Source organism: Paenibacillus sp. GSMTC-2017 (assembly GCF_016019935.1).
Classification (GTDB): domain Bacteria; phylum Bacillota; class Bacilli; order Paenibacillales; family Paenibacillaceae; genus Pristimantibacillus.
Genome location: NZ_JAECMT010000001.1, coordinates 1,484,649 through 1,506,589, shown reverse-complemented (window position 1 = coordinate 1,506,589; position 21,941 = coordinate 1,484,649). Strand labels below are relative to the sequence as shown.

The window sequence follows — 21,941 nt, the reverse complement described above, 5'->3', positions numbered from 1 at the left end:
AAAAAAGTCACTGTCTTAAGCGGAAGGTTAGGTAACAAATAAGATGAATAATTTCCAGAACAAACAACTATATATCGGTTCACTTCAGAACGAACGAGTAAAGCAATGGGCGTCTTTGCTTGATAAAAAGTATCGTGACCGCACTAATCAATTTATTATTGAAGGTGTACATTTAATTCAAGAAGCTCTGAAGGCTGGGGCAGAGGTAAAGCAAATTGTTTTTGATGAGGAACGTGGACTTCCACATGAACTAAAAGAAGAGAGTTATGCTTCCACTCCTGGAATTGAGTGGGTCAGCACATCGAAGGCGATTATGGCGAAATGTACCGGAACGGATACGCCTCCACCTGTATTTGCTGTACTGAATAAGCTTGAAATTAGCGAAGAAAAGTTATTCGGGGAAGATTCTTTGATAATTGTGCTAGATGGGGTTCGTGATCCTGGTAATTTGGGTACAATCATTAGAAGTGCTGATGCAGCTGGGGCAGATGCAGTGGTGCTTGGTAAAGGTTGTGTAGATTTGTACAATCCTAAGTCGGTTCGTTCAACGATGGGTTCATTGTTCCACTTGCCGATAGTGGAGGGAGATCTTTCGGAGCTGTTGCCTAAGGCTAAAGCTCATGGAGCGACATTAGTTGGGACAAGCTTGCAAGCGGAACATAGCTGCTATAGCTATAACTGGAAGCGGGCAACATGGCTGCTTATGGGGAACGAATCCGAGGGGTTGTCACAGCACGTGCGTGAACAGCTTGATGAAGCTGTTATTATTCCAATGGCGGGCCGAGCGGAGTCACTTAATGTGGCTATGGCTTCGACGATTTTGTTGTTTGAAGCTTTGCGGCAGCGGGGAGTTTAACTAGAAGATAATAGATGTTTTAATGGTAAAAAACAGTTCTCTATACATCACAGACTGGAAACTAGTCGATTCTTTTATCGATCAAGCTACAGTCTTTTTTATATTTTAAAGTTCTTGAAAATTATAGTAGAATGTTCTCAATTAACCGATGTTGATGGTATTACTACTCGGATTGGGATATACCCGTAATTATTTTTGGCTAACGAGTCTTTCTAACGAACCGTATTGATCTTATAGTGGTGAATAATGGATTGAATTTTTTCTAACGAACTTCATTGGCGTTAAGTGGTCGTTTATTATAGGAAAGGAGCTCATTTTCGTGAAATAACGATTCTGCGATTCGTTAAATCTAGGAATGAGCTCATTTTGATCAAATAAGGCTTGCTCAGTTCGTTAGAGGTGGTGCTGCTATCAGATCTCGATAGGTGGAGTAATTGATGGTAACTACGAATGATGGTGAAGTGCTAGGCGTATGTCAAAGTCATAAATGAAGTGAATGATGCATGTTAGAAAGTTGTATCGATATGAAATCCTTGCTTCCTATATTCGTCCATCTTAATTAGAAATTTATAAAATTCGTGAAAATCATATTGCAACTCTTGGATATCAACTATAATCCATGCATAGCCGTCTTCATTTGTTTTGGAACGTTCTTCGGTAAAGTGTTCTATTATTTCATCCATAATTATTTCACCATAGGAAGTTAACTCGTGACAGTTAGGTAATGTAATATAATAACCTGGTTCCTCGCATTGCCATCTTGGTGGTGTTTTCATCGTTCTTTTTCCTCTCTATTCTTAGATGAGTTCAAATTCCAAATGACAGTAGTGTATTGAAAATTATAGCAGGGAAAAACGAGCTGGGGTAGAGAAATTAGTAAACAATCCATGCATACAATATTTACAAAACTACCCATTCGATGCTACAATTTGAATGAACGTTCATTCAAAGACAATGCGAGGAGTTGCTACATGTCCACTCAAAGTGCACAGTTACAGGAAATGTTTTTGAAAGGTTTCGAAGAAGATGTTCAAGATAAAGCCGTGCGGCAAATCATCTTGCATGCGATAGAGGTATTTTCGAAAAAAGGGTTCACTGGCACAAAGATTAAAGATATCGCGCAAAGCGCAGGGTTCAGCCAAGGTTATGTTTATACGTATTTCAAATCCAAGGATGAGCTATTCACTAAAATTGTTGAACTTGCCACTTTGGGCTCGGGAAGGTCGGTCTATCAAGCATCACAATTGATTGGCTCACCTATCCAAAAAATCACATGGTTAACTGAGGCTTTTATGTCAGCAGACAGCATCGCTATGCAACACTGGCGATTGATATTACTACAGACAACCACTTCGGAGTCTATACCTGAGGAAGCAAAGAGAGTAGCCAAAGAAAATGCGATTGAGCCGTTCAAACATTTTATCCCACTTGTTATTCAAGGACAGCAAGATGGTGAAATCGTTGAAGGAGATCCTTTTATGCTTGCTATAACTTATTTTTCCTTTATACAAGGGCTTGGAATTTCTAAGATACAGACAACAAGCGAGCTGCCATTCCCGTCGGCGGAAGTAGTGCTTCGTTTTTTGCGTAAGTAGTATTTTTTTGCATAAGTGGCACTTCTTTTTATTGTGAAAGTGATAGATGAGCAACATTTTATTATTCGGAGGGAGCTGAAGTGTAAATGATTAAATCGTTCAAAAGTGAGAAAAAACGTCTTCAAGTATTACATTCTTATGATCAAGTAATGAAGATGTGGGGGACAGATGTAATCACACACACGATTCACTCTCGATGCGGAACGACTCATTGTACAACAGCAGGAAATAAAAATAACCCGCCGCTATTATTACTCCATGGTGTCGGAGATAATTCCGCTGTCATGTGGGCGCTGAACATAAAGGTTTTGTCGAGCCGTTATTATTGTATCGCTGTTGATACGATGGGTGGCCCAGGCAAAACAGTTCCGAATGAACATTTTACTAAGGCGTCCTTTAATACGATGGATTGGTTAAATGAAATTATCGACTATTTCAAGTTGGATAAAATTTATATAGCTGGCGTATCACATGGCGCTTATATGGCCTATCAATTCACTACGATGTATTCTGATCGAGTTTGGGGAGCGGTCTGTATGGAGGGTGGAATAATTACGAATCCAATGAAGTCCATGATCCGGACAATGTTGCTTATGTTTCCACAAATTTTACTTCCGACAAAACGAAACATGCTTAACATTTTAAAAAAGATGAGTTCACCGCACTCTGACGTATTTGAAAAGTATCCCTTGCTCGCAGAGCATATGATTTTAGTTATGAAATCGCATAATCAAAAGGCGATGTTTCCTCATCAAATAGAGAAATACGATAAGGAAAAGGGAATGGCTGTGAGGGATAAGCTATATTTTCTAATTGGAGATCATGTTAAAGTTCTTGATAAAACGTTTGTTATATTGCTTGAAGATGGGCAATATCATTACAAGATTGTACCGAAGACGGGGCATGGCATTAATATGGAACAACCAGATGATATACATGATGAGATGTTTCGTTTTCTTTTAGGGCACGAGACAGATGTAGGGATGTTTGTTTCAGATGGTATCGTTTAGGGTAATTTATAAGGAACATTTACTACGATAGTTTCGTCATAAAGTACAGCTTAGATAAATGACATAAAGATAGTGAGGCGGGTTTGAATTGGAAAAGTGGATACAAGAACATATCAAAGATGCAGAACTGAAGTTTGGACTAGACAATTATCGCTTTAAAACGTTTAGCTTGCATCGCGACATTAATACGCTTAAGGAAACGGTCTATACGCTGTCGCTAGAATGGTTACCAGGGAATGCATCTACTCTTAACGAAGGGGAAGATGAAGGTACGAATCCTCCAGGAACAGCAGTTATAAGTATCGATCTGAATACAAAGCGCTATAGCAGTGTTATTTTTGTACAAGGACAAAGCGATGCAGGTGAGGGTGGCGTCGTTTTTGATATAAAAGACGAAGAAGGAATCGTTCAGTGGATTGAATCCGAAACAGGATTGACCTACGGCAAACATTTTGAAGGCGATAGTAAACGTAACGATAAGATTGGATTCAATTTTAAAAGCATGTACAAAGCAATTCGAACGGCACCATCTGGAAGTATCAATATAGAATTTGATGAGGCAGGCAAGTTGGTGTTCTTTTCTGTAATCGGGTCATTTCCTTCGGATGAAACGATTATTGAAGAAAGTTATAGGCTTACGTTTAAGGATGTGGAGCCTTCTATCTTCAAAAGACTGACACTGACAGAAATCCCTGTTGATGATAAAAAACAGTGGGTTCCAGTCTATGCGCTTGATGAGTTTTATTTCACTCAGAGTGATGGAGCGATAATACCTATCGAAGTACTTATGAAGGACAGACATATTTACATTCCTGTTAATCGTTTGCTCGAATGGGAAGGATCTCTTGAAAATGATTTTGAAAGCAAGCCGATATTCGTTGCTGAGACGATTACAACTGAGCAAGTCATTACGAAGGAACAGCATCCGGAACTGGCTCCTATTGAAGAATCAGAGATTGAGAGTTGCATGGATTCAGTTGTTACCTATATGCGTAAAGCCTATTCAGAACAATCTGGAGAATGGGTGTTAGTATCGTTGTATCGAAGTAGAGGATACATTTACGCTGAATTGCGAAGGTCAGCTCAAGATAATCGAATACTGAAGCGTAAGCTGCAGATTATTATGGATAGTTCGAGTTTTGAGGTAGTCAATACGATGGATAGCGAATTCTTTTTGAAAATGTTCGAAGGGTATGAATCTGCCGTTCCGGTTGTGGTGGAGCATGAGGAAGCTTATGCAAAGTTGATTGACCATATGGTGATAGAACCTGCTTATGTTTATGATAACGTGAGCGGGAAGTACAGATTATGTGGTCGAGTTGATTGCAATTACTGTGTAGATGCAATAACGGGTGAGGTAGTAGAACTGAATTCTTTAAGGTAGTAGTTAACTGTTTCTAACTTGTCAGAATCCCTTCTAAGTAAACACTCAATAAATCTTCTAGCTAATAAGAGGAACGAGTGGGTTTAGAGGGGATTTTAGCTTTTTAACTAAACTAAATCTTATTGAGGGTTCAAAGAATGTGTTTCAATAAAGTTAAGTAAAGTACTGGGAATACATGGTGATACATGATAATATGGAAAGTACATAATGATAAATAACTCGGAACAACTATATAGGAGGTAAGTGAATGACTAATGCCAAAAGTGGAACATCGGTGGAAGCATTGTTTAAACCTTTTACTTCTGAAAAACTACAAGTTGCCAATAGAATCGTAATGGCGCCTATGACTAGAGGGTTTTCACCAGATGGTGTGCCAAGTAGTGATGTTGCGGCTTATTATCGCCGTCGCGCGGAGAATGGCGTCGGTCTTATCGTGACTGAGGGCACGGTAATTAATCATCCAGCTGCTGCGGCAAGCCCGAATTGGCCCCATTTCCACGGTGAAGCTGCGTTAAACGGTTGGGCTAACGTAGTGAATGAAGTTCATGAAGCGGGCGGGAAGATTATTCCACAGCTATGGCATATTGGGTTAACTCGGAAAATTGGGAGTTATCCTAACCCTGAAGCACTTCCGATAGGCCCTTCTGGACTCGATCTTTCAGGTGAAAAAATTACTGAGCCGTTAACGGAAAATGAAATTGGCGACGTTATCGCAGCTTACGCACAGGCAGCTGCTGATGCTGCTCGAATTGGCTTTGACGGTATTGAGCTTCATGGTGCGCATGGTTATTTGATCGATCAGTTTTTCTGGGGGAAAACGAATCAACGTATCGATCGTTATGGCGGAGACATTGCAGGTCGGACACGATTTGCAGTTGAGGTAGTTGAAGCATGCAGACGTGCTGTCGGAGCAGATTTTCCTATTGTGCTCAGGTTCTCGCAATGGAAAGCAAACCATTATGATGCTAAGTTAGCCGAATCACCGCAGCAACTGGAGCAATTTTTGGCACCGCTTGTTGACGCAGGAGTGGATGTTTTCCATAGCTCTACACGCAGATATTGGGAGCCGGAATTCGTGGATTCAAGCTTGAACTTGGCTGGTTGGACGAAGAAGCTAACAGGAAAACCGACGATAACGGTTGGATCGGTTGGATTAGATAATGAGTTTGGAAGCAGTACAGGAGGTAGCGCTAAGCCTTCAACTTTGGATGGTTTGATCGAGAGACTAGAAAACGGTGAGTTCGATCTTGTTGCAGTAGGGCGAGCTGTTCTGGCTGATCCAGAATGGGCAGTTAAAATACGCGATAATCGAACGGAAGAGCTGCATAATTTCGATATAAGTTCTACAAAGACGTTGTTTTAAGCAAGGCGGGTAAGATGGTGGAAGAGTAGAAGTAGAAAGCTAAAAGTTGAAATCAAAAAATGTATAGATTCTCGTTACAGTAATAAGGTGGAAGATGACTCGGGGTTCAAGATCTAGTTGTATAAACTTTTTCTTGAACTAAGTTTACTGAGCCGTATGAAACCTTAACAGGTGATTTCAGTTAATCGAAAAGCTACGAGGTTTTCATAATTTTGGAGGAAAACCTCGTAGCCCATAAGGATGAAGTTACTATTATAAATAGGAGCTAAAGGAGAAACAAGGGCCATCATAACAACTGTGCGTTTTATATTATTTTAACAATAAAAATTGCTGTACATCATAATTGAAATCTTCGTGTGTAATTAATAAAGTACTTTCAAAAGACTCATCAAAAAAATAAGTATCACTTGGAAATTTAAGATAATTATTTAAAAGTTGCTCGGAGGAAATTTTGAAAACAAATTCACGTCCTAGGTTAAACATAGGGTGATTCGCACTATTATAATCCCAAAACATAAATAGATGATTTGAAAGTGGAAAGTTGTTTGTTAATTCATTAATATCCATGCTGGTTACATTAGAACGAAATGAATTCCATAAATACGTACTTGGCTCAGTATCAATTTTGTATTTCAAGTAGATTGATTCATCTCCTACAAATTTTGAAATATACTTCTCCCTAAGCTCTGAAGATTCTGTAGATGTGAGTTTTACAAAATGACTCATTATTTGTTCTAAAGTAAACTTGTTACTAGCATAATTTTTGATTATTTTTCCTAAAGGTGTATTTTCCATAATTCCTCCTAATTTTTAAAGCCGATACCTTATGATAGGTATCGGCTTTATTTTTTTAATTGTACCAATGATGACCTCTAGTTTGAGTTCCGTACATGATTACATGATAATGAGGTTTGTTAAGTGGTTGATATCCTTTAGGTGTATTGATGTGTGCATCTTCTCTTTTAACTAGTTTGTCAGGAGTTGCTCCTGAAGCCACTTTATATGCATCAGTTTGCAATGGGGAATATGTATCTTTATCCGTTTGTGCTCGTAAAATAGCTGTTTGTAAAGTAATTCCGGTGATGATATTGATACCGCCGCCCGCTGTGTCTTTAGGGGAAGCTGCAAAATGCACAAAATTTTTATTTCTATTCGCAGTAACTACTGTTGTTGTTTGTGATAAGGAACTTGCCACTTCTTTCCTGAACTGAGTTCCTTCATTGGTACTAATATTGTTTGTCAAATTTGTAACTACAGTGGTACTTTCTACATATTTCGCTGCATAATCGCTAATAACGACGACTGCTCCCACCAAAGCTATAAAATCTAAAACAGGAAGAGGTCCATCTAATAATGCTAATCCTCCTAGTGTAGCTAATCTTGAAGCAAGAACTTTCTCAGAATAACTAAGACCTAGTCCCTTTAATATATTTATTTCAGATAGAAAACTAAATGCTTGTACAGTTCCATTCTTTTGTTGCGTTACATCATCAGGGTATTTCCCGTGAATTTTATAGTAGTCATAGTATTCTTGTGCTAGCTTATCTACTCTTTCAAGTTGTTTTTTGTCTTCTGCAGAAATTGTTCTAGCTTGTAAAGCTGCAGGTGCAGCATGCGTAACGTTATAAGACTTAAAGTTTTTGTAGTTTTCATTGGTGCTAAGAAGTGAATTTAGTTCTGAAAGAGTAATTGTTCCTTTACTTGAGACTAAGTTGTTGAGCCAAGAGACGTACGTTCTAAGATATGGATTTTTATAATCATCAGTAGTTAATGATTTTGTAAATTGCTCTACGTCATGTTTTGTGAACTTTAAATCTAATTGATTTTTATCAGGTGCCTGGGTAGCAAATACGTTACTAAAACTCATTAAAAATATAGTTAATATTAAAATATTTGAGATTAAGAACTTACGAGTGCTTTTCAATATTATCATACCCTTCTTATAAAGTAGTTGCCACTCTTATTAGCGATTTAAGATACTGGAAACAAGGCTATTTCATATTTCTAAATATTCAAAACAGTCTTATTAGAAAAGCATAAAAACTTATCTCCTTTCTTGTGGATAGATTTTATAATACAAATAATTCTTTTTCAATTCCTATTATTACCTTTTAATAATATATATGCAAGAACTATTTTATTTAGTATTTAACATATAACTGTTAAGATGGGAATTTTTATGATTTTTATGAATTTTAAGATTTTTATGTTTAATACCTATATATAACCAATAGAAAATCCTGGTATATAACATGTGCAATAAAGAGATTCATTAGAATTGTAGAGTTACAATGTAAGCAGTGAGTATTCCGTCGAGATAGGGAGTGTGGCAAAAATGAAATATTGGAAAAGGTATATCGAATTACAAATGATTTTTAAAATATAATATTTTAATCGCAGATACGGATACTTTAATGGAACAAGAAAGTGCGTCAGTAATCTGGGATAGATTAAAAGATAGAGACACATTGTGTCATGGTCATTATTACTGCTTGAAAGGGAAAATGCCCGAACGAATATCAGGTAGATAACGATTATTGATTCATTACAAAATGGAGTAGGTATATTCTTTACAACTAAAAAAGAGTTGTTGCTGACAAACCAGAACCTAAAATAAGTTAGGAATCCTAAAATGTTCTGAATTTAAAGAGTGAAAGCCAATAAATTGAGTTTGTATGTGATGTCCAAAAAATACACCTCTATCCGTTAATTAATTGGCTTGTTACTTCATGTCATTTCAGAAAAGTTGTGATTAATTACTTAACTTACCTTAAGAAATGATAAGATATCTTTTCTATTATGGTAAGAATTAGTTTATAGGCACATAAGAGGAGCCCTGTACTATGTATTAAAACACATTACAGGAGGTACTTGAAGATGAACGCAAGCAAAAGAACAATTGGTGTATTGTTTGGCGGCTGTTCTACGGAATATGAGGTTTCATTATCATCTGCTTCGGCTGTCATTGAACATTTGGATAGAGACAAATATGAGGTAATCATGATCGGTATTACGAGAGAGGGACATTGGTATAGATATTTTGGAGATGTTAGTGATATCCAAAGTAATCGTTGGATCGAGCATACGAGTTGTGTAACGGCCATACTTTCACCAAGCAAAGAAACAAAAGGGATTATCGAGTTTTATGGAACCGAATTCCGCGTTACGCCAATAGATTTAATATTCCCAGTATTACATGGGAAAAACGGAGAAGACGGCACGATGCAAGGGTTAATCGAATTGTCTGGTTTGCCATTCGTAGGCTGCGGTACGTTATCTTCAGCCATTTGTATGGATAAAGTTATTGCTAAGACATTAGTACAAGCCGCGGGTATCGAAGTAGCGGCTTCTATTACTCTTTTAGCAGGGGACTCGATTGCTGAGGCTGTTGTTAATACTGCCGAATTAGGCTTTCCGCTTTTCGTAAAACCTTCTAAATCTGGCTCCTCGATCGGGATTACAAAAGCTTATACGAAACAGGAGTTAATGAACGGAATAGAAGATGCATTTAAACATGATGACAAAGTTATCATCGAACAAAATGTTGATGGCTTTGAAGTAGGCTGCGCTGTTCTTGGCAACAGACATCTTATAACGGGTGCAGTGGATGAAATTGCACTAACGGGTGAGTTTTTCGATCATGATGAGAAGTATTCACTAGGAACTGCGGCGATCCATCTTCCTGCTAGACTTAACGCTGATATGGCGAACAAAGTAAAGGATACGGCGCTTCGTATCTATAGAGTGCTCGGTTGTAGCGGGTTTGCTAGGGTAGATTTATTCGTTACGAAAGACGGTAATCTTCTATTCAATGAGGTCAACACGATTCCAGGATTTACAGCACATAGCAGATATCCTAATATGATGAACCATGCGGGAATAGCTTTTCCAGAGCTACTTGATCAACTCATTGCAACAGCAGATCAAGAGGGACAACTATGATGAATGTAACGACAATAAGTCGCAGACCGCCTAGTCAAAGTCTACAAGAAAACAGCATTAAACTGAGCAGAGCAGAAATGCACAAAGGCTACCTTATACTTGTGAATCGCGATAATAGAGTACAACATGCTAGTTGGGATGTTGAGGAATTACCATCCTCTATTATGCAGGCTAACTATGACGAGGAAGGGCGGATTTTATTAGAAAGTAAGTGTATCCAGCAATTATCTGACCTATTAGATGCATGTGGCACAAAGGAAGATATATTAGCAGTAAGCGGCTACCGTACAAAAGAAACACAGGAGCACATTTATGTAAATTCGCTCATCGAAAATGGTGAAGCCTTTACAGCAAGTTATGTCGCCTTTCCTGGTGCAAGTGAGCATCAAACGGGGCTTGCAGTAGATGTTGGGATTAGTAAAGGGGATGGGGATTATATTCGCCCTTCGTTCCCTGATGATGGTGCCAGCGGTATGTTCAAAAAGCGTGCGGCAGAGTTTGGATTTATTCAAAGATATGAAGAGGGGAAACGAGAGATTACGGGAATTGCTTGTGAAGAGTGGCATTATCGGTATGTCGGAGTCCCGCATTCCCTCATTATGAAGGAATTTCATTTGTGCCTGGAAGAGTACACCGAATATGTGAAAGAACATCGTTATAATTGCAATCATCTCTATGTTGTAACGCATTTTTCTTTATTCGAAATTTATTATGTTAAAGCGGAAAGGGAAGAAACAATCGTTCCTATAGTGAATGGTAACGGCTTTGAGGTGTCTGGCAACAATAAAGATGGATTCGTTGTAACTGTATGTCATCGTAGTGGTGCTGCTTTATGCTGAAGGAACTATTTTGAAAATGATCCACTTCCCTCGTCATGACAGTATGTACATTGTTTTGATTGCTGCGGTTTATTGTCTATTTCGCTTAGCTCTATTACAAAATTGGCATGGAGGACCGGTTGTTAGAGGAATAAGCACATGGATCTATCTACTGCATCCGATTGCGTTCGTAATCGTAAGGGGTGGAGCAAAGGCTACTGGACTTAGAGAAATTTTTATCGAGAACAGCCTTATTCATTTCATTGCTGTTACATTGTTGTCGGTCCTAATGGCTATGACTGTAGTTATCGGGCTTAAAATGTTGAAGAAAACTAAAAAGCCAGCGCCAGCTATGCACAGAGCATGGACAGAAATAAAGTTAGATCATATCGAACATAATCTGAATCAGCTAAAAAGTGTTATTCCAGAAAGTACTGAGGTTATGGTTGTTGTAAAAGCAGATGGGTACGGTCATGGCAGCGTTCAAGTTTCGAAGAGACTTAATCAAGCGGGTGTTCGCTCATTTGCGGTCGCGGAGATTGATGAAGCCATTGTTCTGCGTAAGGGTGGAATCAAGGGAGATATTGTTATTCTTGGTTATACGCCACTGAACCGACTTAGCGATCTGCGACGATACAACTTAACTCAGACCGTCATTCATGCAGAAGATGGAGAGAGACTGCAGTCTTTTGGAAAGAAAATAAAGGTTCACATTAAGATCAATACAGGTATGAATCGGTTAGGTGAAAGCTACTCCAATATGGAGCGTATCCGGTCCATGTATGAGCATAAAAACTTGCATGTGAGGGGTACCTTCAGTCATCTAGCTTCAGCAAGCGGCAATCAAAAAGAAGATAAAGAAACAACTAACCTTCAAATAGAACGATTCGATGAAACGATTAATATGTTAAGGGTGAAGGGAATCGATCCTGGTATCGTACATATCCAAAGCAGTTACGGTATTCTGAATTACCCCGAACTATGCTACGGAATCGTTCGTCCGGGTATTGCACTTTATGGTGTGTTTAGCAATGAAAACGACCTAGTGGCAGCAAACGTGGATCTTCGTCCCGTATTATCGCTAAAGGCGAGAGTGACGATGGTAAAGAGCGTTCGTGCAGATGAACCTGTTGGATATGACGGTAGCTATATACCGATTCAAGATAGTAAGATTGCAACGATTTCGATTGGATATGCGGATGGTTTTCCGAGGGAATTATCGCAAAATGGTGGCTGTGTACTTATTCACGGCAAGCGAGTAAGGATCGTCGGCAAGATTTGTATGGATCAGATGATGGTTGATGTAACTGAAATAGCTAACGTTAGGCAGGGTGACGTGGCGACACTAATCGGACAAGACGGAGAAGAAACGATTACTGTTGGAGAAATTGCGAAGCGGGTAGGGACAATTACGAATGAGGTTGTTAGTGCGCTTGGGAGTAGGCTGGGGAGAGTATACCAGTAGAATAGAAAGCAGACCATCTCGCCGCTAAGCATACCGCAGTTGACATTAAATTATTATTTCTCTATACTGGCAATAATCTAATAAACGATTTACGTTGAAAGAGCCCAGTAGCTCCTTAATCCCTGTTGTAGAAAGCCGGGGGGTGATGAAACCCGGTACACATTAAGGCGGCGAATTACACTCTGGAGTATCTCGGGTAATGCCGAGCGGAATTGCGAACGATATCTCGCGAAGAGTGGTATGAATGGACTAGCTTAATCGCAACGTCTGCTTATGCAATTTGGGTGGTAACACGGTTGAATAATCGTCCCTATGTCTACTATAGACTAGGGGCGTTTTTTGTTGTTTTATTCAGAAATTGTTGTTTCGTTTTACGAGTGTTTATAAATCAAAAGGGTGGGATTACATTGAATATTATTGACGAACTGGAATGGCGAGACGCCATTAATCAACAAACGGATGCTGAAGGGCTAAGAGAATTAACGAATCAAAAGGCGGTTTCACTTTACTGCGGTGTTGATCCAACCGGAGACAGCATGCATATTGGTCATTTGATACCATTCATGGTACTGAAAAGATTCCAGCTTGCTGGCCACCGTCCAGTTATATTGATTGGTGGAGCAACGGGTACAATTGGCGATCCAAGCGGCCGTCAATCTGAGCGTTCATTACAGACGCTGGAGCAAGTTCAAGCAAATGTTGATGCACTAACAGCGCAACTGAAAAAGTTGTTTATAACTGAAGGCGACAATCAAATTCGGATGGTGAACAACTACGACTGGACTCATAAAATTAATATCATTGAGTTTTTACGGGATTACGGTAAAAATTTCAACCTCAATACGATGCTTGCAAAAGACGTAGTGGCGAGCAGACTGGATAGTGGTATTTCCTTTACGGAGTTTTCATACCAGATCCTACAGTCACTAGATTACTTGCACTTGTACCAACATGAAGATGTACAATTACAAATTGGTGGCTCCGATCAATGGGGCAACATTACAAGCGGTCTTGATCTAATTCGTAAAAAGGAAGGGTCTGAGGCTACAGCATTCGGACTTACAATTCCGCTTATGCTTAAATCAGACGGTACGAAATTCGGTAAGTCAGCTGGGGGAGCAATTTGGTTAGATGCTAACAAAACGACTCCTTTCGAATTCTACCAGTTCTGGGCAAACACAGATGATCGTGATGTCGTGAAATATTTGAAGTACTTTACGTTCTTGTCCAAAGAGCGAATCGATGAGCTCGCTGAGAAGGTACAGTCCGAGCCGCATAAACGTGAAGCGCAAAAGACGCTTGCTGAAGAAATGACGAGATTTGTACACAGTGAAGAGTTGCTTGAGCAAGCGAAACGTATTACAGCAGCTCTATTCAGCGGTGATATCAAGTCGCTAACAGCAGATGAAATTGAGCAAGGCTTCAAGGAAATGCCGACGTTTGAAGCGACGAAAGAGTCGAAAAACATTGTTGATTGGCTTGTCGATCTAGGTATTGTTCAATCCAAGCGCCAAGCACGCGAGGATGTTACAAATGGTGCAATTTCAATAAATGGTGAACGTGTTGGATCTGTGGATTTTGAAGTGAGTGTGAACGAAGCGATTGGCGGACGTTTCATCATTATCCGAAAAGGTAAGAAAAACTATAGCTTGGTGAAAATAACCTAGTAACGCAATATTGTGAAGCCCTACTTATACGTATAAGTAGGGCTTTTTGTGTGCTTGGTGGCACAATCAATCAAAAATGAGAAGAACCATATATGGTTACACTTTACAATTTAAAGCAAATGTTGTATGGTTGATTACATGAGTAACCAACCATACAACGAAATGTGTGGGAAAGGAGGAGAGAAGCTTGAAAGCATTGTTGGACGAATCCCATCCCATTTTTCAACAAATTGCCCAAATGATTATTGATGACATTGTAGCTGGTCATTTAAAAGAGGGGGAGAGAGTTCCCTCTGAAAATGAACTGTCGCGATTTTATAACATTAACAGGGCTACAGCACGAAAAGGACTTCAAACCTTGGCAGATCAGGACATTATTTATAAACAGAGAGGGATTGGTATGTATGTAAAGGAAGGTGCGAGAAAACAAGTGCTACAAGAAAAGCAAAAGCACTATAGGGAAGCGTATATTCGTCCAATGCTGGAAGAAGCCAAGCGAATCGGGATGCCGGTCGATCAGGTCATCGAATGGATTATTGAGGAGGAGAAAAAGTTATGATTTCAGTGCATAACGTTACTTTTGCTTACGATGGAACTCGTGTATTAGATGGAATTTCATATGTTGAAAAAAATCCTGTTATTACTGGACTTTGGGGACGTAATGGTGTGGGCAAGACTACTTTTATGAAGTTACTCGCAGGGCATATGAAGCCGAGTAATGGGGAAATTGAGATTATGGGACATCAGCCTTACAATAACCCCGAGGCTCAACAATATTTGTGTTACATGCAGGAAGATCATCCGTTTAGTGAAATTTGGACGGTTGGCGATGCCTTGCGTTTTTATAAGTACTTTAATCCCAATTGGAATCAAGCGTTGGCAGAGCAACTGTTGGATATTTTTAAATTGCCTGTGAAGAGGAAGACAAAGAAGCTGTCTACCGGGATGAAAACGGCTTTGCAGCTTGTCATTGGTTTGGCGAGTCAAGCGGATATTACAATATTGGATGAACCGACGAATGGTTTGGATGCAAGTATGCGCAAAAAGTTTTACGAGTTGTTACTGGAAAGTTACGATGCGTTTCCACGCATGATATTTGTTTCTACACACCATATTGAGGAAATCAAGCCGTTGCTTGAATCCATTGTCGTTGTTCACGATGGAAAGCTGTTGTTGCATGAACCGATGGAAGAAGTAAGAGAAAAGGGTATCTGGTTAACAGGTGAAAGTAATCAAGTAAATAAATTAGTAGCGAATAAGAAAGTTTTAGAAGAAAGCACAATGGGCTCCATAAAAAAAGTGATGATCGATGATTCGTTAACTGATGAGTGGAGAGAACTAGCTCGCATATCTGGACTTTCACTAGAGAAGGCACAGCTCCAGGATTATTTATTACAGCTGACGGAGAGTATAAAGGAGGTTTCCGCATGAATGCAGTGCAAGGTACGGTTCGATTAATTTATGAGGACGCACGTTGGTTTCTAGGTAAGCTGCTTTTACTGTATATTACATTACCTTTGACCGCGGTCTGGATTATTATTGGAATTTCATCTGATTCGGGTGAGGCATCTAGTTTTATTGGAGGCCCAGCATACTTTTTCTTCGTTCCTTTTTATGCAATTTTGGGATTTAAAAGTTTATTGCCTATTGCAGTTGGCCTCGGTAGTACTCGGACTCAATTATTGAAGATATTTTTGACTGTTGGCATTTCAGCGGTTTTCACCGTTATGCTTTTCTTGAATATATGCCAGTGGTTGCTTTGGACACTGTACGAACGTGGGGTTAGTTCTGCATCCATTTCGCATCCGGGGACGCTCTATTCAAATGAATTTATGTTTCTTCCGTATTTATGGATAGATCTCATGTTAGCACTTGTTCTGTTCGGTGGCGCATTTTTTATTTACTGCATAACGTATCGTTTGGGCATGACTCGGACTTTGATAGGAACTATGATTATCGGTATCTTGGCGTTGTTCTTGTATTATTCAGGCGTGATAGAAACACCTATGCAATGGATTGCAAAGTTGAAAATTAATGCTATAACGGCTTTTACTTTGGTTGGTGTTGCTGGCATCGGGGCTCTGCTCGCTACGTATCCCATGATGCGAAACGCTTCTTTAGTGCCAAAAGGGAAAAAAGAATAACGATGTAGAACTTACGATTGTCGGTGTAGTTTTCATATGAGGATCATCATAATAGATTTGTAAAAGGCTTATGCGATTGCGCATGGGCCTATTTGATTTTTTGCAGGAATGTGTACATAGAGCCTCTCATTTAAATGGATATTTTAGGATCTACAAGGGGATGTTAGGTTAGAGTCTATTCTCAATCTAGTTATATAATAAAGTGAAATAGTCGGACCTTAGCAATCTTAACATATTGGGGATGAATGTTATGAAAAGATACTTATTTATTATCTATATTACATTAGGAACAATAATGGTTACTTCATGCGGAGACCGGAACCAAAGTGATTTGATAGTCGAGCATACGAGTCCACCTGCGGTAGTTGCTAATCCTGAATTATCTAAAGAAGAAGAGATTTTGCTCCGATACTTAAAGGAGGAGCAATACGGACAATTCGGCACATATACCAACCGACTAGATTCAGATCAGAGAAATCTGGTTACTACAGGGCATGAGGTGCTAAGTGAATCTGCGGGTTTAATGATGAAATATTATGCGGCAAAAAAGAATAGGGAAGCTTTTGAGCGAGAATGGGAAACTGCCAAACAAGTTTTCGACCAAGAAACGAGCTTGAGTTACCGGTATAGCCCTAAGCTTAACAAACGTTACCCAGTTAATGCAGCTGTTGATGATTTGCGAATAATTAGAGCTTTATACGATAGTACGGAAATATTTGAAGATAGCCGTTATGTTGATGAAGCTAATAAATATGCATCAACGTTTGTTGATCATACGATTGTGGACGATAAACTTTACGATTTCTATGACGAGAAATATAAGACAGTTAATGCGTTTATCACATTATGTTATATCGATTTAGCGACATTAAGTAAGTTGCCGCTAACAGAACATTCGTCTATGCAACTTCAAACGAACATGCTCGATATTATCGAAGCTGGATATTTGTCAGATAAATTCCCTTTTTATGAAACACGATATTATTATGCGGATAATCGATTTGAAACGGCAGAGATCAATATGGTTGAAGCGATGTTGACTGTACTCCATCTTGCGGAAGTAGGAAATCATAAAGAGGCGAGTTTGCTTTATATTAAGGAGCATGTGAAGAACGGGACTTTGTTTGGGCGTTATTCCAAAGAGGGCAAACCTGCTACTGACATCAGGTCAACGGCCTTGTATGCAATAGCAGCAATGATTGGACATCAAGTTGATGACGAGGAGTTGTATAAGGACAGCATCAGCGAGATGAAGAAGTTCCAAATTGGTGATCAATCAAGTCCATTGTACGGAGGATTTGGCGATCCGAATACAGGACAAGCTTACTCTTTTGATAATTTGATGGCTCTTTACGCGTTAGCACTCCGACAACATTGAGGAAAGAGGCATGTGGATGAATCAATTACGTATGTTTATGGGTAAGGGGGCAGATGGCTTTACACGTCTTATATCTCCAGCAATGCTAGCAGCTATACTGGTAGCGATTATCACTTGTATTGCCTTATTTACAAAACCGTATATCGGTATGGCTGATAATGGAGACTATTTCCGCATTATTTATGGCAACGGGCTCTATTTTAATGATCCAGATTATTATAATCAGTATTTTGGTTACTTTGTTAAGCAATATGGTTTGTTTCAATATTTCAACGAAAATGCAGCACCACTAGCCTCATCGCAATCGTTATTTATTAAATTGGCAATAGCGATTAATAAGTTAGTTTATGATCATGGAATTTTCGACATTCGAATACAAGGGGTAATATATACAGTACTCCTAATTGGTGCGGTCTTTTTGTTAGTGGAAGGGGTAACCTGGAAAGTTAGCAGGAAACGCGGCTATTTGATAGCTATCTTGGCTGTATTTATGTTTGGAGATACAGGCTATACAGCTTATTTTAACTCCTTCTATGGTGAAAGTGTTGTCTACATTATGGCGATACTGCTTGCTGCATCGGGCGTTCTTCTTTATCGCAAACGATATAACGATTACGTCATGTTATTTCTATTTACGCTAAGTGCCGTTTTACTAACAACTTCCAAACAACAAAACGTAACAGTAGGTATTATTGTTGGGCTCATCGGCGGAATCTTAATTTATTTACATAAAAATAAAACGTACCGTTTCGTTGCTGCAATGTCCATGATCATTCTCTTTATGTCTGGTATTGCGACGTATGCTTTGATTCCAAAGGAATTTGTAGAAATCAATCAATACCACGCGATGACGCGCGGCCCGTTGCTTCATACTGACAACCCAGAGGAGACGTTAAATCGATTCGGCATAAATGAGCAATATTCGATTTTGTCCAAAAGTATCTATTATGAGCTGTATACGACGATAGATGTAGAGTCTCCTATGTTAAGAGATGATTTTTATAGTCGGTACGGATTTGGCTCTATACTGGGATATTATATATCCAATCCTGGGAAAACGATCGAAATGTTAGACTTAGCAGCTCAACATGCTTTTACAATTAGACCAACTGCTATGGGTAATTATGAAAAGAGTGAAGCTAGGCCATTTGGTGAGAAGGCTAGTTTTTTTTCAACATACAGCACATTTAAAAAACAACTTTCGCCCAAAACGTTTGGGTTTATTTTATTGTGGGTAGTTATTGTGTGTGGATTATATTTGGCATCGTTTATAGGTGCCCTCAAAAGAAAAAATATTCGGGATGCGATTAAGCTGCCGCTTATGGTCATGATGATACTTGTAGGACTATCAGGCATAGCAGTATCCATTATTGGAGCAGGAGATGCTGACTTAGCAAAACATTTATTTTTATTTACGGTTATGTTTGATCTTGTAACATTCATTACGATTGCGGATGCGCTTGGCGTTGGTTTTTGGCGATATAACCGGTTGCAGAGGGGGGAAAAGTGATGAGATGTCGTGGTCTCTTAGCCGCTGTTATCGTACTGGTCGCTTTGTTTGCTAATTCGAGTGTCGCTACCGCATCAAATGACGAAGTACGCAATGTTTTGCTCCTTTACGATAGTTTAGCTAAAGGAACAACACATGAAGGCAGTCTTGAATCACTTGAGCGATTGCTTGTTGCTATGGGAGTTCATGTGAAGCAGCAATCCATAGATAGTTATCAATTAGGAGGGCTAAACGAGGTTAACAATCTTATTGTTCTGAGGAATGTATCCGAAGCGATTATTAATGAAACGTTTGTACATGATTTGCTGAACTATAAAGGTGCATATCTTCACATTGGATATGATATGCCGACGTTTCAGATGAACCAACTACAAGTTAAAACAGCAGTTTCTTTCGCGGAAAGTGCCCAAATTTCGATAGGAGCGCTTAGGCAAGTTAACCTATCATCACAAGCCGAACGGTTTCCGATTATTTTACAGTCATCTGGGGAAAATTATGGTGAGTTGGAACTGCCCAGTCAGCTTAATGATGTTCCCTACAGTGTGAAGAAAGGGAAGCTTGTATTTGTTCCATACTTTGGGACTGGCATTGCTGCCGAGATCGCGATGGGGTATGTGCTTACCGATTGGCTTGGTGTTAACAAGGGTGGAGAAATCTATCTCCTATTTAAGGAGATTTATCCGTTTACTGATCTGAAGCGGCTTGAAAGCGTATCGGAACAGCTCTATGAAGCGGGTATTCCATTTCTATTTAGTATTCGTCCTGTATTCGAAAATACAGAATACCCAGCGATGAAACGTTATTTGGAAGTGTTGAAATATGTTCAATCAAGAAATGGCTCCATCATTGTCCATGCGCCTGTATTATCTCCTGCTGCGGGTATACAAAATGATTTGTTGAAACAGAAGATGACCAATTTTGTTAACCTATTAGCTGAAAATGACATTGTGCCGTTAGGTATTGGAGCAGATTCAGCATTGTTTTGGAGAAACGAACGTCAGTTTGTTCCAAATGGTATGTCGTTTTTTGATTCTGCCCTATTATTTCAAGGAAAAACGCCATTGCATCTAGGTGAAGTACAAACGTACAGAACGTTCTTATCATCACCTATGAGTGTTCAGTGGAATGATCTTAATTCTGTCCTCGATAGACAGAAGGGGGACTTGGCTCTTCCAGTGAATGTGGCTGTAACCTTCGACTTTGCAACCTCAGCAGAGCAGTGGGATAAACAATTTCAAGAGCTGAAGGAAAGCTGGATATTGTTTGATGACTTCAAGTACAGCCCGCATCGAACATATACAGACACTAATGTTATGGAATCGAAGGATGGTTTGTTATTGGTAAATAATAAGGAGATCATTCTTGCAAATTCGGTTAGTGACGTAGTAACGGATTATCAATACAGGGAGCAAAAAAAGCAAAGTTTTAATCGGTTGTTTGCGGTTCAAAACAAAATTTACTTAATCATTATTAGCTTTTCGTTGTTCCTGTTTGGAGGGTTGTTTGTTTTCGGATATCGGCTGTACAAACGAAAATATTTAAAATAAGGAGGACTAAATGACAGTTGCAGATCTATTTATGGTCATCGCAGTATTTTGTATTTGGTCCTTGCTGCTCGTTAACATCGTGCTGATCATTGCAGGATATTTGTATTACATGGAAATCGAGCAAAAGGATGCTCCGACCATTAAAGGATATATTCCTTTTGTCACAATAATGATACCTGCACATAACGAAGGAAAGGTTCTTTTGCCAACGGTAGAGTCATTACTTGCGCTTGATTACCCGCATGATCGATATGAAATTATCGTAATCAATGATAATTCTTCTGATAATAGCGCTGAGCTGCTCGCTGGGTTGCAACATAAATATAAGAGCAGAAACTTTATCATTGTTAATACAGACAACATTGTAGGCGGCAAAGGGAAATCAAATGCATTGAATATCGGCTTCAAACAAAGTAAAGGTGAACTCATTGCAATCTACGATGCGGACAATACGCCGGAGAAAACCGCACTAAGGTACTTGGTTGCTGAGATTATGAATGATGATAGTCTTGGAGCTGTAATTGGAAAGTTCCGTACAAGGAACCGTGATGCAAGTTTGCTTACTCGTTTCATAAATATAGAGACGCTGTCTTTCCAATGGATGGCGCAAGCTGGAAGATGGAAGTTGTTTAACTTGTGCACGATTCCAGGTACTAACTTTTTGATGAGAAGATCGATTGTAGAGGAAATTGGTGGATGGGACGTTAAAGCGATAGCTGAAGATACGGAAATTAGCTTTCGTATTTATATGATGGGGTACAAGATCAAATTTCAGCCGAAATCTGTTACTTGGGAACAGGAGCCGCAAACGCTTAAAGTGTGGTTTAAACAGCGCACAAGATGGGCTAAAGGGAATATTTATGTCATCGTCAAAAATGCTCCTTTATTATTTAATCGATCTGCCAAAAACATTCGTTTTGATATCGTATATTTTCTGTCCATTTATTTTCTTCTTCTCACGTCGCTACTTTTGTCGGATTTATTAATGCTGCTTTATGCGTTCGGCATCGTGTATACGACCATTGCGGGGTTCAGTTTTCTGCTTTGGATATTTGCCATCGTATTATTTGTTATAAGCACGTTCATTACCTTAACGACCGAGAAAGGTGAAATGAGCCTCTCTAATCTCTTTCTTATATTGCTAATGTATGTGACTTATAGCCAGCTGTGGCTAGTAGTAGCAGCTTATGGATTATATAACTTTATCAAAGATACGATATTCAAACGTGAAGTGAAATGGTACAAGACTGAGCGTTACTAGC

General features: G+C 39.2%; 19 protein-coding genes and 1 other annotated feature. Of the genes, 16 read left to right on the top strand and 3 right to left on the bottom strand.

Features of this window, described 5'->3' with window-relative positions:
* Positions 1-43: 43 nt before the first annotated feature.
* Positions 44-856 carry a TrmH family RNA methyltransferase gene (locus tag I6N90_RS06905; protein WP_197934710.1) on the top strand — a complete coding sequence of 271 codons (813 nt, stop codon included), beginning with the start codon at positions 44-46 and terminating at the stop codon, positions 854-856.
* Between the two features lie 506 nt (positions 857-1,362).
* Here the strand turns inward: I6N90_RS06905 and I6N90_RS06900 are convergent.
* Entirely contained in the window at positions 1,363-1,632 is a 270-nt protein-coding gene (locus tag I6N90_RS06900) for a hypothetical protein (protein WP_197934709.1), read from the bottom strand.
* Positions 1,633-1,827: 195 nt separating this feature from the next.
* Between I6N90_RS06900 and I6N90_RS06895 the strand changes: the two genes are divergently transcribed.
* The 4 genes from I6N90_RS06895 to I6N90_RS06880 all read left to right on the top strand — a co-directional run bounded on the left by I6N90_RS06895 (position 1,828) and on the right by I6N90_RS06880 (position 6,208).
* Positions 1,828-2,451 carry a TetR/AcrR family transcriptional regulator gene (locus I6N90_RS06895; protein WP_197934708.1) on the top strand — a complete coding sequence of 208 codons (624 nt, stop codon included), beginning with the start codon at positions 1,828-1,830 and terminating at the stop codon, positions 2,449-2,451.
* An 86-nt stretch (positions 2,452-2,537) separates the two neighbouring features.
* Entirely contained in the window at positions 2,538-3,461 is a 924-nt protein-coding gene (locus I6N90_RS06890; protein WP_197934707.1) for an alpha/beta fold hydrolase, read from the top strand.
* An 88-nt stretch (positions 3,462-3,549) separates the two neighbouring features.
* Positions 3,550-4,845 (top strand): hypothetical protein, encoded by a 1,296-nt coding sequence (locus tag I6N90_RS06885; RefSeq protein WP_197934706.1) that lies wholly within the window; start codon positions 3,550-3,552, stop codon positions 4,843-4,845.
* Between the two features lie 247 nt (positions 4,846-5,092).
* Positions 5,093-6,208, top strand: a complete 1,116-nt coding sequence (locus I6N90_RS06880; protein WP_197934705.1) for an NADH:flavin oxidoreductase — start codon at positions 5,093-5,095, stop codon at positions 6,206-6,208.
* 309 nt (positions 6,209-6,517) lie between these two features.
* On the opposite strand, the gene I6N90_RS06875 is transcribed toward I6N90_RS06880, so the two are convergent.
* Positions 6,518-7,003, bottom strand: a complete 486-nt coding sequence (locus tag I6N90_RS06875; RefSeq protein WP_197934704.1) for a hypothetical protein — start codon at positions 7,001-7,003, stop codon at positions 6,518-6,520.
* A gap of 55 nt (positions 7,004-7,058) precedes the next feature.
* Positions 7,059-8,132 carry a hypothetical protein gene (locus I6N90_RS06870; RefSeq protein WP_197934703.1) on the bottom strand — a complete coding sequence of 358 codons (1,074 nt, stop codon included), beginning with the start codon at positions 8,130-8,132 and terminating at the stop codon, positions 7,059-7,061.
* A gap of 953 nt (positions 8,133-9,085) precedes the next feature.
* On the opposite strand from I6N90_RS06870, the gene vanG reads away from it, so the two are divergent.
* The 11 genes from vanG (at position 9,086) to I6N90_RS06815 (ending at position 21,940) form a co-directional block, all read left to right on the top strand.
* Entirely contained in the window at positions 9,086-10,150 is a 1,065-nt protein-coding gene (vanG, locus tag I6N90_RS06865; protein ID WP_197934702.1) for a D-alanine--D-serine ligase VanG, read from the top strand.
* Positions 10,147-10,989: a D-alanyl-D-alanine carboxypeptidase family protein gene (locus I6N90_RS06860; protein ID WP_197934701.1), complete on the top strand. Its 843-nt coding sequence runs from the start codon at positions 10,147-10,149 to the stop codon at positions 10,987-10,989. The genes vanG and I6N90_RS06860 overlap by 4 nt, the downstream gene beginning before the upstream one ends.
* Complete coding sequence (gene vanT, locus I6N90_RS06855) at positions 10,970-12,433, top strand: serine racemase VanT catalytic subunit (RefSeq protein WP_332262413.1); 1,464 nt, start codon at positions 10,970-10,972, stop codon at positions 12,431-12,433. The genes I6N90_RS06860 and vanT overlap by 20 nt, the downstream gene beginning before the upstream one ends.
* Positions 12,434-12,518: 85 nt before the next feature.
* Positions 12,519-12,748 (top strand) — a binding site (T-box leader).
* 92 nt (positions 12,749-12,840) lie between these two features.
* The gene (tyrS, locus tag I6N90_RS06850) at positions 12,841-14,100 is read left to right on the top strand and encodes a tyrosine--tRNA ligase (RefSeq protein WP_197934700.1); all 1,260 of its coding nucleotides are present in this window, start codon (positions 12,841-12,843) and stop codon (positions 14,098-14,100) included.
* A gap of 187 nt (positions 14,101-14,287) precedes the next feature.
* Positions 14,288-14,659, top strand: a complete 372-nt coding sequence (locus tag I6N90_RS06845; protein WP_197934699.1) for a GntR family transcriptional regulator — start codon at positions 14,288-14,290, stop codon at positions 14,657-14,659.
* Entirely contained in the window at positions 14,656-15,531 is an 876-nt protein-coding gene (locus I6N90_RS06840) for an ABC transporter ATP-binding protein (RefSeq protein WP_197934698.1), read from the top strand. Before I6N90_RS06845 ends, I6N90_RS06840 begins: the two co-directional genes overlap by 4 nt.
* Positions 15,528-16,244, top strand: coding sequence for a hypothetical protein (locus I6N90_RS06835; RefSeq protein ID WP_197934697.1), 717 nt, complete (start codon positions 15,528-15,530; stop codon positions 16,242-16,244). Before I6N90_RS06840 ends, I6N90_RS06835 begins: the two co-directional genes overlap by 4 nt.
* Positions 16,245-16,494: 250 nt before the next feature.
* Complete coding sequence (locus I6N90_RS06830; protein WP_197934696.1) at positions 16,495-17,622, top strand: hypothetical protein; 1,128 nt, start codon at positions 16,495-16,497, stop codon at positions 17,620-17,622.
* Between the two features lie 16 nt (positions 17,623-17,638).
* Positions 17,639-19,132, top strand: a complete 1,494-nt coding sequence (gene wsfD / locus I6N90_RS06825; RefSeq protein ID WP_197934695.1) for a glycan biosynthesis hexose transferase WsfD — start codon at positions 17,639-17,641, stop codon at positions 19,130-19,132.
* Positions 19,129-20,679: a hypothetical protein gene (locus I6N90_RS06820; protein ID WP_442950933.1), complete on the top strand. Its 1,551-nt coding sequence runs from the start codon at positions 19,129-19,131 to the stop codon at positions 20,677-20,679. The genes wsfD and I6N90_RS06820 overlap by 4 nt, the downstream gene beginning before the upstream one ends.
* Positions 20,680-20,689: 10 nt before the next feature.
* Positions 20,690-21,940 (top strand): glycosyltransferase family 2 protein, encoded by a 1,251-nt coding sequence (locus I6N90_RS06815; RefSeq protein WP_197934693.1) that lies wholly within the window; start codon positions 20,690-20,692, stop codon positions 21,938-21,940.
* Position 21,941: the final 1 nt, after the last annotated feature.